Raw genomic sequence first — 14,113 nt, 5'->3', positions numbered from 1 at the left:
CGATGCCCGATGCCCGATGCCCGATGCCCGATGCCCGATGCCCGATGCCCGATGCCCGATGCCCGATGCCCGATGCCCGATTAAGTATACATTTTAACATATTTTCAGTAATCCTTGCTGAAATTTACATTTAATTTACTATAAAACAATAAGATAAGTATTAAACATTACATTTGTAATGTTTAATAATCCATCAAACTAAAATCACAAAAAATGTACATAGAATATTAATCTAAAATTGATGATATGTAATATTTTTTTATGTAAACATTTGTTAAGCAATATATTAAGCAATAATAAAAATGTTGCGAAACAGCTTTTTTGAGTGAGTTATTGTTCCGATTTTATAATTACTTACGATTCAAGCAACTTTAACAAATATTGCTTGCTAATAGCAAAGCCATTACAATGAAGCACAATTAACCATAACTCTTTTATTCCTATGATTACTTATGTTAATGCCACTTTAGATGATTTACCTTTTATTGTTGATGTTTATAATTCAACCATTGCTAGCCGTCAAATTACCGCCGACTTACAACCTGTTTCAGTCGAAAGTCGCGTTGCTTGGTTTGAGCAACATAATCCGCAAAAACGTCCGCTTTGGTTAATCAAATATCAAAATCAACCTTGTGGCTGGGTCAGTTTGTCATCTTTTTATGGTCGTCCAGCTTATGATAAAACAGTTGAAATCAGTCTATATCTTCATCAAGATTTCCGAGGTAAGAAAATTGGCCAAACCACGGTGGCACAGATTGAAGCTTTTGCCAAACAAGCGGGTATTGATGCTATATTGAGCTATGTTTTTGGCCATAATATTCCAAGTATTAAATTATTCGAAAAAATGCATTATCGACAATGGGCATTACTGCCTAAAATTGCTGAACTTGATGGTGTTAAACGTGACTTGATTATTTTAGGTAAGCGATTTGATTAAACTAATCATCTAATTTAATGTCAGTTTTTTAAAAGGAAACCATAATATATGTCTATCCTAAAAAATGTTCAGCCGATCTATAATCAAGCAAAAATTACCAGTATTTTGATATTGCTTAATATTGCCTGTTTTTTTATCTCTCGACTACTTGATGATCGGGGATTCTCAACATTCAGTCAGAATAGATTCCTGATTGATTGGGGTGCTGATATTGCTCAATTAACTTTTTCTGGGCAATATTGGCGCTTATTTACTAATATTTTCATGCATGTTAGCTTAACCCATCTTGCCATGAATATGCTAGCATTGTGGAGTATTGGCACTATTCTAGAACGCTTGATACCACCATTAGCATTTATTGGCATTTATCTATTATCAGGATTATTTGGTAGTTTAGCCAGTGATGTTGCCACTATTAATTATAATGTCATTAGTTGTGGCGCATCAGGTGCAATTTTAGGGATTATTACCGCATTACTTGCTTATAGCTTAATTAATCGTACTGACTTACAAGAGATGCCAATCAAATCAATCGTAGTCAGTTTATTACTGACCTTTGGTTTAGGGTTGCTACCTTCTATTGATAATATGGCGCATATTGGTGGAGCAATCACAGGGCTTATTTTAGGCGGATTAATTAGTGTTTGTTTAGAAAAATTCCGCAATCGAAAACAGATCTGCACAATATTAATTATCACGATATTAATAGTTTCATCTTTACTTTTATATTGGGGCTATCAGCATTATCAATTGATAAGTGGCTATCAATATTATTAAAAATAAGGCGCAAATCAGATATTGCGCCTTGTTTATATTCTGTTTAATTGTAAATTAATAACTACTTAACACTCTGGCCGGATCGATTTTACAAGCTCTTTGCGCTGGATAATAGCTGGCAATCAAACTTAGCAACATAGCCGTAATAAATACCAAAATGACATCCAAAAGATGAATTTCTGATGGTAAAAAATCAACAAAATAGATATTGCTGTTTAAAAATTTGTGCCCCATTATTGATTCAACCGCTGCCATAATATTGGAAAGTTGCCATGCCAAAATAGATCCAAGCAATACACCAATCACACTACCAATTAATCCAGAAAGCACACCATACCAAATAAAAATGCGTTTTATTAGACGATTAGTCGCCCCGAGTGTTTTTAGAATAGCAATATCACGTTGTTTATCTTTTACCGCAATAACCAGCGTCGACACAATATTAAAACAAGCCACACCAATAACCACAATCATCGCTAAATACATAATTTGTCTAATCATTTGAATATCACGATACATGAAGCCAAAAGTATGTTCCCAACTGTTAAAACTAAGATCTTCTTCCAGATTCAATATTGCATGACCAATAATAGCACTAGCTTGATAGACATTATCAACATTAAGCATTAATCCCGTGACACTGTCACCAATGGCGAGTAACTTTTGTGAATCAGCTAATGGTAATAACGCAACATTGTTACTTAACGTACCACTTAGATCTAAAATACCGTGTACTTGCAAACGAACACGACGAGGAGGCTTAAGTTGCTCAGGATTGTTTGATACAGGAATAAGTAAAGTAACCCACTGTCCTTCATTAACCGCTAACGATTTAGCTAATCCGGCACCTAAAATGATTTGCTGGCTATCAGCTTTAAAATCTTGCCATTTATTATTAAGTACATAGCTAGGTAAAGAACTAATTTTCTGTTCCTGTTCAGGATCAAGTCCTTGTACTTCAACAGCACCAAGCTTACTGCCATTTTCAATCAATCCGGTAAAACTAACATAAGGCGTCACCGATAAGATATTTTTATTCTCTTGTAACTCGGTTTGTACCTGTTGCCAATTATCTAAATTGCCATATTGTGAATAAATTTGGCCATGTGGTACTACCGATAACACCCGATCGTTGAGTTCTCGTTCAAAACCATTCATGGCACTTAAACCAATAATCAATGCGGCAATACCGATAGCAATGCTCAAAGTTGAAATAATTGATATCAACGAAACCATGCCACTTTTACGGCGACCTTTACGAAATTTAATGGCTGTAATTAATGATAAATTCATGTTTAATTATCCATTCACCCTTAATTAACAGAATTACTGGCAGATAACTGACCATCACTCATAATCAACTGTTGATCAAGTTTGTTCGCTAAAACTAAATCATGAGTTACGACTAAAAACGCTGTGCCGTGTTCACGGTTAAGTTTGATTAACAGATCAAAAATGGCATCAGCGGTCGATTTATCTAAGTTACCAGTAGGTTCATCGGCCATCACTAAAGCCGGATTATTTATCAATGCCCTGCCTATTGCCACTCGTTGACGTTCACCTCCAGATAATTCTGCAGGACGGTGATTAGCTCGTTTAACTAAATTTACCGACTCTAGCATTGCCATAGCGCGTTTTTTAGCCTCACTTGGTGAGGTACCAGCAATTAATAACGGCATCGCCACATTTTCCAATGCAGTAAAGTCTGGAAGTAGATGGTGAAACTGATACACAAAACCAATTTCTTGATTACGTAAATGTGCTTTTTCTTGTTCTGATAACCGATTAAGTTGTTGTGATTTAAATATAATTTCACCTGAAGTTGGTTTGTCTAATCCACCCAATAAATGCAATAAAGTACTTTTTCCAGATCCTGAGCTACCAATAATAGCGAGTAATGATTGCGGATAAATATCAAATGAAACATTTTTTAGTACTTCAGTAACCATTTTGCCTTCTTTATAGGTTTTATAAAGATTTTTAGCCGAAAGAAGTGGCTGTAAATTATTCATAACGTAAAGCCTCCGCTGGTTGAATATTGGCTGCACGGTAGGCAGGATAAAGTGTTGAAATTAGTGATAACATAAGTAATCCGAAAATAATAAATACTATCTGTGAAGGCTCAACCAAACTAGGTAATTCAATACCAGCAAAGGATAATCCAAGCACTGACATCAATTCATTGAGATAGGAAGCAAGTAACAGCCCTATAGCACTACCAAGTAAAGTACCAATGACACCGGAACTAGCACCTTGAATAATAAAAATCAGCATAATTTTAAAACGTGACAAGCCTTGCGTTTTTAAAATCGCCACTTCTCCTTGTTTTTCCATAACCAACAAACTTAATGAAGTAATAATGTTAAAAGCTGCCACAATTACAATCAAACTGATCAATAAGCCCATTACATTTTTTTCCATCTTGATTGCTTGAAACAATTCACCACGTTTAGCTCGCCAGTCAGTAAAAACTAAATCATCGGGTAACGAACGATTAGTTACTGATGAGATGTCCAGTGGATGTGTTAAAAATAATCGCCAACCACTAATATTATTCGCTGGATAGCGTAATAAATTTTTGGCATCAGATTGATTGATATAGATTAACGCTTGGTTAATATCATGATTGACCGAAAATAAACCACTTATAGTAAACAAACGTTGTGAAGGAATGCGTCCAACTGGTGTTATCTGGCTAGCATCTGTAACCATTAAGCGGATTTTGTCACCAACCAAAACACCAAGTTGATTAGCCAATGTCTGTCCCAGTATCACATTATAGCTACCCGCTTGTAATGAATCGATTGAACCTGTATAAACATAATTTTCTATTGGATCATGATCCTCTGCGGTGATACCCATTAAGGTACTAACCGTAATACTTTGTTGACTTTGTAGTACCACATCACCGGTAATTATTGGAGTAATTCGTTCAACGCCTGGGATATTTTCAAATTGTTTAGAATGAATGACTGTTGTGTCGATTCTTCCGGTTTTTGAAGTAATTTGCGCTTGAGGAAAAAACTTCAAGATACTATTTTGCATCTGATCTTCCAATCCATTCATTACCGACAAAACCACAATCAAACCGATAGAACCAAGCATGATGCCAATCATAGATAGCCAAGAAACAAAGCGACCAAACCCATCGGTTTTTTGCCCGTATACATAGCGTAAACCTATATAAAATACTAATGGACGAAATATTTTTGACATAATAGTTATAAAGTACCTAAAGTTTTCAATTAAGTTTAACCAGTTAAATTTTAACTGCTTATCATACAGGATTAAACAGTTATAGAAAACAACCATATAATTACGTTATAATCTTAGGCTAACTTTGTCGCAATTATCTATTATTCTAACATGTCAAAAACATACAATATTTCTAACATCATTCCTAAAAAATCAGGTGAAGTAAAACAAGTCGGTCAGCTTGTTGGTTCTTCCCTATCCCAATTTTGTGCACAGGCTATTGCTGCGCACGATGGTTTAGTGGTGATTGTTACCGATGACATGCAACAAACAACTCGTCTTCATGAAGAGTTGAAACAATTTTCAACTTTCCCATCGATTTTTTTCCCCGATTGGGAAACACTACCTTATGATAGTTTTTCACCGCATCAAGATATTGTTTCCGAGCGGCTATCATGTCTTTATCAGCTAGGTCATTTGACTAAGGGTGCCTTAATCCTTCCAATTAATACTCTTATGCAAAAAGTGTGTCCACAAAACTACTTAGGTGGGCATGTATTTATGATGAAGAAAGGCTTAGCCATAAGTCGTGAGAATCTGCGGTTACAACTTGAAAATGCCGGTTATCGTTCAGTAAGTCAAGTCATGGAACATGGCGAATATGCAACTCGAGGTGCACTATTTGATATCTTTCCAATGGGCAGTGAAAAACCATATCGTATCGACTTTTTTGATGACGAAATAGATAGTATTCGCACTTTTGATGTTGAAAGCCAGCGAACACTCGATGAAATTAATGAAATTCAACTTCTTCCAGCCCATGAGTTTCCATTTGATAAAGCATCCATCGAACTGTTTCGTAGTCAATGGCGAGAACAATTTGAGGTAAGACTTGATCCTGAAAGTATCTATCAACAAGTCAGTAAAAATATTTTACCTACAGGTATCGAATATTGGCAGGCACTATTTTTTAATGAACCACTCACGCCACTATTTTCTTACTTTTTATCGAATACGTTGATCATTAACACAGCAAATATTGAACAATTTGCTAATAAATATTGGCAAGATATCACGCAACGTTATGAGAGTCGCAAAGTCGATCCGATGCGACCATTGTTAACGCCAGCGGTAATCTGGTCAAAAACCGATGAGATCTTTGCCCATTTTAAACAATACCCTCGAATCACAATATCACATACTGAAATTAGTGATTCGAACAAAAGTGTTAATTTACCATTTAGTTTATTACCAGAGATTGCGATACAAATTCAGCAAAAACAACCTTATTTACATTTTCAGCAATTTACTCAAGATTTCCATGGTAAAATCATTTTTTCAGTTGAATCGGAAGGCCGTAAAGATGCCTTACAAGAGATCTTAGGCAGAATACGAATACACCCGACAACTATCTCTCAGCTTGATGAATTAGCCAATACCGAAAATCGCTATTTTTTAATGATCGGTGCCAGTGAACAAGGTTTTATCAATCAACAACAAAATTTCGCTTTTATCACTGAAAACGAACTATTAGGTCGTCGGGTTATTCGGCGAAAAAAAGAGAGCAAACAGGCAATCAATACCGATAGTTTAATTCGTAGCTTAGCCGAATTAACCCCTGGCAAACCAGTGGTACATTTAGAGCATGGAGTTGGTCGATATGCGGGTTTAACAACATTAGAGACCGGTGGTATAACAGCCGAATATCTTATCTTGCTCTATGCAAATGATACTAAGCTCTATGTTCCTGTTTCATCACTAAATTTAATTAGCCGTTATTCTGGCGGTGATGAAGATAATGCCCCACTGAACAAGTTGGGTACGGATACCTGGAGTAAGGCAAGACAAAAGGCAGCCGAAAAAGTACGAGATGTTGCCGCTGAATTACTTGATATTTATGCTGAACGAGAAAGTAAACCCGGCTTTGAATTTAAACAAGATCGTGAACAATATGAGCTGTTTTGCCAAGCTTTCCCGTATCAAGAAACTGACGACCAACAAAATGCCATTGGTGCAGTTATTGGTGATATGTGTTCACCTTACGCAATGGATCGATTAGTCTGTGGTGATGTTGGTTTTGGTAAAACCGAAGTGGCTATTCGTGCCGCATTTTTAGCAGTGATTAACCATAAACAGACCGCCGTATTAGTTCCGACCACATTACTGGCTCAGCAACATTATGAGAGTTTTTGTGATAGATTTGCCAATTGGCCAATCCGTATCGAAAGTTTGTCTCGATTTAAAACCGCTAAACAGCAGCAAGCCATTATTCAAGAACTTGCTGAAGGTAAAATCGATATTGTCATCGGTACCCATAAACTATTACAAGAAGATGTAAAATGGCAAGATTTAGGCTTATTAATTGTTGATGAAGAACATCGCTTTGGTGTTCGTCAAAAAGAACGAATCAAAGCAATGCGCGCCAATATCGATATACTCACTTTGACCGCCACCCCTATTCCACGTACCCTAAATATGGCAATGAGTGGTATGCGTGATCTATCAATTATTGCCACACCACCTGCGCGTCGATTAGCTGTAAAAACCTTTGTTCGAGAATCTGATGATTTAGTCATTCGTGAAGCCATTCTACGGGAAATTCTCCGTGGTGGTCAGATTTATTATCTACACAATGATGTCTCGGATATTGAAAAAGTGGCAGAAAAACTAACGGAATTGGTACCTGAAGCTCGTGTTGCTATAGGCCATGGTCAGATGCATGAACGTGATCTTGAGCGAGTTATGAATGATTTTCATCACCAACGATTCAATTTATTAGTATGTACAACTATTGTCGAAACAGGAATCGATATTCCTAATGCCAATACGATTATTATCGATCGTGCTGATAAATTTGGTCTTGCACAATTACATCAATTGCGAGGTAGAGTTGGGCGTTCGTATCATCAAGCCTATGCTTATTTATTGACACCACATCCAAAATTATTAACTAAAGATGCTAAAAAACGCCTTGACGCTATTGCTACTTTAGAAGATTTAGGTGCTGGATTTGCCTTAGCCACCCATGATCTTGAAATACGGGGTGCCGGTGAATTACTCGGTAGTGATCAAAGTGGTCAAATTGAAACAATAGGTTTTAACCTGTACATTGAATTGCTTGATGATGCAGTTAAATCGCTTAAAGAAGGTAAAGAGCCAACCCTTGAATCATTACTTAATAATCAACAAACTGAAGTTGAATTACGGTTACCAACTCTAATTCCAGATGATTTTATCCCAGATGTTAATACCCGATTATCACTATATAAACGAATTGCGAGTATTGAAAATCTAGATGAACTCACCGATATAAAAGTTGAAATGAGTGACCGTTTTGGTCAATTACCCGATCCGGTGCTATTTTTATTAGAAACGACTAAAATCCGCTATCAAGCAAGTAAATTGGGCATTACAAAAATCGAATATGGTGAAAAAGGCGGCTTTATAGAATTTGGCTCTAACAACAAAATTGCGATAGATTATTTAATCGAAACGATTCAAAAATCGCCAAAAAATTATCGCCTAGAAGGAACAAATCGATTAAAATTGCTTAAATCTGATTTACAGCGAGTTGATCGCATTGATTATATTAAAAATTTATTAGCTGATTTTGCCGAGCATCAAGAAAAATAGCTAAAAATATAACAGAATATAAAGAGTAAAAATGAAAAAGACGACACTGGCTGTTGGCGTTATCGCTATATTAGGTTTAAGTTATGTCGGTATTGCCTGGCATACAGGAAACCTAATTGAAAGCAATCTTGATAAATCATTAACGCAAGTTGCTGAGCAATTTAACAATAGTCAAAATGTGTTTAAAATCAACATTAGCCATTCTAATGATGAAAAACAGCTATTTTCAACCAAAACTCATATTAATATGACCCTATCTTCCAAAGATGGCAGTTTTGCTGATGTTTTAACGCTAGCTGATAAAGATTTCACAATCCATCATGGTCCATTACCAATCGCTGCCTTAAAACAAGGCATATTTTCACCGCAAATGGCTTGGGTGGAATATGAAACTAGCGAAGAATCTAATCCATTATTATGGAAGACTAATGGTAATCGCCCCTTTATTACTGGTTATATTAGTTTAGATTATAGTAATAATATAATTATAAAACTTTTCAGCAGGAAAATAATTCATCATAGAGAAACAGATAATCATATTAAATTCGAATCCGAATTAGGCAATGGTAACTTCACATTTATTAGTAATATTGATTCGGCTATCCCTTCGATAACACTAAATTTAGATAGATTTCACACTAAAAAATCAGTTCAATATATTACATTAGATAAGCTTCACATTGATCTTGATGGCGAAAAACAGTCAAATATGATTGGTTATAATTTGAATTTAGATTCTTTAAAGACTAATTTAAAAGATATTTACTTCAATTATGAATATGACTATGACAAACCTGATAACAATACCTTTTTAATTGAAAATTTAAAAGCAAATGGGATTATTGATTACGTTAATCAAAATATAACTTTAAATACTAATCTTGATAAATTCAGCTTAATGGCTGAATCAGATGAACAACTACCCTCTACTAAATTAGACAAACTATCTATTAAGCAAAAAATCGATTTAAGTGATACTCGCGTTCTTAATGGCTCGTTCACTTGCAGTGTTGACTCAATCTTATATGGACAACAGAACTTAGGTAATGCAAATATAGATATAGATTATCAAGGTATAGATAAAGCACTGTTTGGTGATGCATTCATAAATGGAGATGCTACAGATAATCAACCTATTCACAGTAAAATTGAACTTAAACAACTAAATTGGCACAATCATGATGGTGATATCAATATTAGTGGCATAACGACTATCAACAATTTTGATAACACCATGTTAGATGATGACAATTTAAATAGAATCAATAGTTTTAAATTAAATATTGATGCACCACTTAAAGTCTTAGCTCGTAGCTATGCTCAATTTCATCATCCTGAAAATAATGAACTAACTGAACAACAACTTAACGAATCGAAACAAATCGTTAAAAATCTATACCAACAGATATTAAATAATTCACCACTATTCAAATATAATAAAGGTGACGAACAAGGAATATTTACTAATATTGATATCCCTAACAACAGTGGCCAAGCTAACGTTAATGGTGATATTTTTAACAAAGATGATATGCTTAGTCTATTTTAAACTAGCTTAGTCATAATTTAACTAAATCATATTTTAATGAAATATATTTTATAAATAATTTAAAGAAAATAGAAGGTAAGAGAGTAAACATGAAGAAAAGTACACTGGCAATTGGCGTTATTGCAATATTAGGCCTTGGTTATGTTGGTATAGCTTGGCATACAGGCAATGTAATTGAAGCTGAGTTAGATAACACATTAAAAAACATAACAAAACAAGTTAATAATTTACAGAATGATGTTGAAGTACAAATCACCCATTCTAATGATGAAAAAGGTATTTTTTCAACTAAAACACATATAAAAATTATAGCTCAGCCAGATGATGAATTCGATCCTATTACACTCTACGACGATGATATCATTATTCATCATGGCCCATTCCCACTAGCAGCCTTAAAACAAGGCACTTTTTCGCCACAAATGGCGTGGCTTGAGTATCAAGGTACAGAAAAATCTAACCCAATTTTATGGAAACTTGCTGGTAACCGGTCATTTGTAAATGGGCATATCAATTTGTCTTATTCTAATAATCTAACCTTTAATATGACCACCCAACCGCTTGTTTTGAGTGATGAAGATCTTATTTTCCAATTTCTTGAAGGTAAGCTTGAACTAGGCCAAATAAATTATGAGGTGTCTAGCAACCTAGACTATGAAAAACCTTCTTTTTCAATATTTATTGATAATTTAAATTATAAAAGACACGATGGTGATGAAATTAAACTAAAAAATTTAAAAGTTATTAATAAAATTGATTATCAAAATTATTTCTTCGAAGCACAAAATAGAGTTGATGATTTATTTATTAATTTAAAAACTAATACCAACAAACCAACAATTGTGCTTAAAAATTTTGTAATGGACTATAAACTTGCCAATAAAACAACTGGCCTTGAAGGTAATATGGATATTGCAATTGATGCCTTTAATTACGGCAAGCAACAAATGGGAAATGGTACTCTTGAACTTAATGTTCAAGGGTTAGATAAATCATTTTTAGACGATTATACGCAAATATCTTGGTTATTAGATTCAACTAATAACTCAAACATCACCAATACTAAAATAGACATTAAAAAATTTCATTGGCACAATGCTTCTGGTGATTTCAACTTTAGTGCATTAGTTGATATTGCTAACCTTAACCAAATGACAATTTATGATAGAGACATTGACAAAATTAACCAACTTTCAATAAATCTTGAAGCGCCATTTGCTGTGATGTCAAGATTTATGTCACAAATAGAAGCTCCTGAGTCAGAACAAATAACCGACAATCAGCTGCAAAAAGCAAACAATAATTTACAATTAATGGCACAAATGGCACTGAGTACTTCGCCATTAGTCACCTTTAAAAAAGGTAATACCTCTGGTATATTTAGCGAACTTGATTACTCAAAATCAAAAGATCAAGTAACCATCAATGGCAATAAAATTAGCAAACAAGAATTTCTTAACAATTTAAACTTCTAATCTAAAAAATTCCGCCTATCATCAGGCGGAATTTCATTTAAAAACAATTTAATGAGTCAATATTTATATGAACACTAACTCTTCTGCCGTGCCTGAAAATCAATTTAAACGATCAATGAAGACTCGCCACTTAATCATGTTATCACTAGGTGGTGTTATAGGAACTGGATTATTTTTTAATACTGGTTATATCATTGCTACTGCTGGTGCTATCGGTGCAATTATTGCTTATTTAATTGGTGCAATTGTTGTCTATTTAGTTATGCTTTGCTTGGGTGAGCTGGCTGTCGCGATGCCTGAAACGGGCGCATTTCATACTTATGCATCAAAATTTATTAGTCCTGCAACGGGCTATACGGTTGCTTGGCTCTATTGGTTAACCTGGACTGTAGCATTAGGATCAAGTTTTACTGCTGCCGGTTTATGTATGCAATACTGGTTTCCTCAAGTATCAGTTTGGATTTGGTGCTTAGTTTTTTGTGTAGTCATTTTCTTGTTAAATATTATTACCGCTCAATTTTTTGCTGAAAGTGAATTTTGGTTTTCCATTATTAAAGTGATTACCATTATTGTATTTATCATCGCTGGTAGTGCGGCTATCTTTGGTTTTATTCCAATGAAAAATAACTTACCTGCGCCATTTTTGCATAATATTACTGAACATGGCTGGTTTCCTAATGGTATTATTCCGATTGTTATGACCATGGTATCAGTGAACTTCGCATTTTCAGGAACAGAACTTATCGGTATAGCCGCTGGCGAAACCCATCAACCAGAAAGAACCATTCCCTTAGCGATTAAAACCACTATTCTACGATTGATTATCTTTTTTGTTGGTACCATTTTTGTGTTAGCTGCCCTGCTACCAATGGAACAAGCAGGAGTTATTAAAAGTCCATTTGTCGAAGTATTCGAAAGTATCGGTATACCTTATGCTGCTGACATTATGAATTTTGTTATCTTAACTGCCATTTTATCCGCAGCTAACTCTGGATTATATGCATCTGGTCGCATGTTATGGTCGCTATCTAATCAAGGTACATTGCCAAAATGCTTTGGTAAATTAAATCCAAAAGGTATTCCAACTACCGCTATTGCGGTTAGTATGATTGGTGGTTTATTAGCACTGTTTTCCAGCGTTATTGCACCAGATACTGTGTTTGTAGGCTTAACGGCAATTTCAGGATTTGCCGTCGTTGCTGTTTGGTTAAGTATTTGTGCTTCACATTACTTTTTTAGAAAACAACTCTCAACCTCTGAAATACGCTCACTAAAATATAAAGCACCTCTTTATCCATTAGTGCCTATTTTAGGGTTTATATTATGTTTAATTGCTTGTATTGGACTGGCTTTCGATCCTGAACAACGGATTGCCCTTTATTGTGGTATTCCATTTGTAGTGGTTTGCTATATCGCCTATCATATTACCCGAGCTTATCAACAACGAGTAAATCGATAATGTCAAAAGAAAATCCTATATCGCAGTTATTAAAGCAAAATAACTACGTAATTATTGACGGTGCTTTAGCAAGTGAGCTACAGCGCCGTGGTTGTGATCTTAATGATAGCTTATGGTCAGCTAAAGTATTAATTGAACAACCCGATCTAATTAGACAGGTTCATTTTAATTATTTTAACGCAGGGGCAGATTGTGCTATTACCGCTAGTTATCAAGCGACACCATTAGGTTTTGCCCAAAAAGGGATATCACTTGCCGAATCAATAAATTTGATTAAACAAAGTGTAACGCTAGCTCAACAAGCCAAGCAGCAATATCTAGATCAAATTAAGTCAGATAAGTTATTAGTTATCGCTGGTTCGGTGGGGCCTTATGGAGCCTATTTGGCAGACGGTTCAGAATATACAGGCAATTATCAACTCAGTGAAAATGAATTTATCGATTTTCATCAGGCCAGAATGCAAGCACTCATTGAGGCAAAAGTTGATATTTTAGCTTGTGAAACCCTACCCAACTTTGTTGAAATAACAGCGTTAGCTAAATTGCTACAACATTATCCCACAATGACAGCATGGTTTTCGTTAACGTTAAAAGATGCCAATCACCTTAGTGATGGAACCCCTCTTGTCGAAGTGATTGATTATCTAAATCAGATTGATCAGGTAGTTAGTATCGGTATTAATTGCATTGCTTTAGAAAAGGTCTCTCTGGCATTAACCAAATTACAAGCACTAACAGCGAAACCCTTAATTGTTTATCCTAATTCGGGCGAGCAATATGATCCAACCACTAAACAATGGCACAAAGATCATCAACATAATTGTACCTTTGATAATCAATTGCCAGTTTGGATCAAGTTAGGAGCAAAATTGATTGGTGGCTGCTGTCAAACAACTCCAAATGATATTGCACAAATTGCTCACTATTTAAAAGCAGCTAATTAAGTATAATCGATAGTTTACATTTATAGCTTTAGACCAATAAATCAGCACCGCTAATTAAATCGATAAGATTAATTAACGGTGTTTTTTATATAATTATGAGTTTTATAACCTAAAAAACCCCTCTCCTCAATTTTTTTGCTTCAA

At 34.9% G+C, this 14,113-nt stretch carries 10 protein-coding genes; 7 read left to right on the top strand and 3 right to left on the bottom strand.

Annotated features, from left to right (window positions below):
- Nucleotides 1-442: 442 nt before the first annotated feature.
- Nucleotides 443-937 (top strand): GNAT family N-acetyltransferase, encoded by a 495-nt coding sequence (locus tag H3U97_RS10675; RefSeq protein WP_198195351.1) that lies wholly within the window; start codon nucleotides 443-445, stop codon nucleotides 935-937.
- Nucleotides 938-985: 48 nt separating this feature from the next.
- A complete protein-coding gene (locus tag H3U97_RS10670) occupies nucleotides 986-1,714 on the top strand; it encodes a rhomboid family intramembrane serine protease (RefSeq protein ID WP_198198935.1) in 729 nt (242 codons plus the stop codon).
- A 54-nt stretch (nucleotides 1,715-1,768) separates the two neighbouring features.
- Here H3U97_RS10670 and lolE read toward each other — a convergent pair whose 3' ends face one another.
- From lolE to lolC, 3 genes are read right to left on the bottom strand one after another with little or no spacing between them, the layout of a single operon-like run.
- A complete protein-coding gene (gene lolE / locus H3U97_RS10665) occupies nucleotides 1,769-3,007 on the bottom strand; it encodes a lipoprotein-releasing ABC transporter permease subunit LolE (RefSeq protein ID WP_065651073.1) in 1,239 nt (412 codons plus the stop codon).
- 20 nt (nucleotides 3,008-3,027) lie between these two features.
- Entirely contained in the window at nucleotides 3,028-3,726 is a 699-nt protein-coding gene (gene lolD, locus H3U97_RS10660; protein WP_065578691.1) for a lipoprotein-releasing ABC transporter ATP-binding protein LolD, read from the bottom strand.
- Entirely contained in the window at nucleotides 3,719-4,921 is a 1,203-nt protein-coding gene (gene lolC / locus H3U97_RS10655) for a lipoprotein-releasing ABC transporter permease subunit LolC (RefSeq protein ID WP_110453577.1), read from the bottom strand. Before lolC ends, lolD begins: the two co-directional genes overlap by 8 nt.
- 159 nt (nucleotides 4,922-5,080) lie before the next feature.
- Here lolC and mfd point away from each other — a divergent pair, with 159 nt between their 5' ends.
- The 5 genes from mfd to mmuM all read left to right on the top strand — a co-directional run bounded on the left by mfd (nucleotide 5,081) and on the right by mmuM (nucleotide 13,969).
- Nucleotides 5,081-8,542, top strand: a complete 3,462-nt coding sequence (mfd, locus tag H3U97_RS10650; RefSeq protein WP_198198934.1) for a transcription-repair coupling factor — start codon at nucleotides 5,081-5,083, stop codon at nucleotides 8,540-8,542.
- Nucleotides 8,543-8,573: 31 nt separating this feature from the next.
- The gene (locus H3U97_RS10645; protein ID WP_198198933.1) at nucleotides 8,574-10,091 is read left to right on the top strand and encodes a DUF945 family protein; all 1,518 of its coding nucleotides are present in this window, start codon (nucleotides 8,574-8,576) and stop codon (nucleotides 10,089-10,091) included.
- 89 nt (nucleotides 10,092-10,180) lie between these two features.
- Nucleotides 10,181-11,566 (top strand): YdgA family protein, encoded by a 1,386-nt coding sequence (locus tag H3U97_RS10640; RefSeq protein ID WP_198198932.1) that lies wholly within the window; start codon nucleotides 10,181-10,183, stop codon nucleotides 11,564-11,566.
- A 67-nt stretch (nucleotides 11,567-11,633) separates the two neighbouring features.
- Nucleotides 11,634-13,025, top strand: coding sequence for an S-methylmethionine permease (gene mmuP / locus H3U97_RS10635; RefSeq protein WP_065651069.1), 1,392 nt, complete (start codon nucleotides 11,634-11,636; stop codon nucleotides 13,023-13,025).
- Nucleotides 13,025-13,969: a homocysteine S-methyltransferase gene (mmuM, locus tag H3U97_RS10630; RefSeq protein WP_198198931.1), complete on the top strand. Its 945-nt coding sequence runs from the start codon at nucleotides 13,025-13,027 to the stop codon at nucleotides 13,967-13,969. The genes mmuP and mmuM overlap by 1 nt, the downstream gene beginning before the upstream one ends.
- Nucleotides 13,970-14,113: the final 144 nt, after the last annotated feature.

It is taken from the genome of Gilliamella sp. W8128 (genome assembly GCF_016100545.1).
GTDB lineage: Bacteria > Pseudomonadota > Gammaproteobacteria > Enterobacterales > Orbaceae > Gilliamella > Gilliamella apis.
This window is presented reverse-complemented; position numbering and strand designations above follow the sequence as displayed.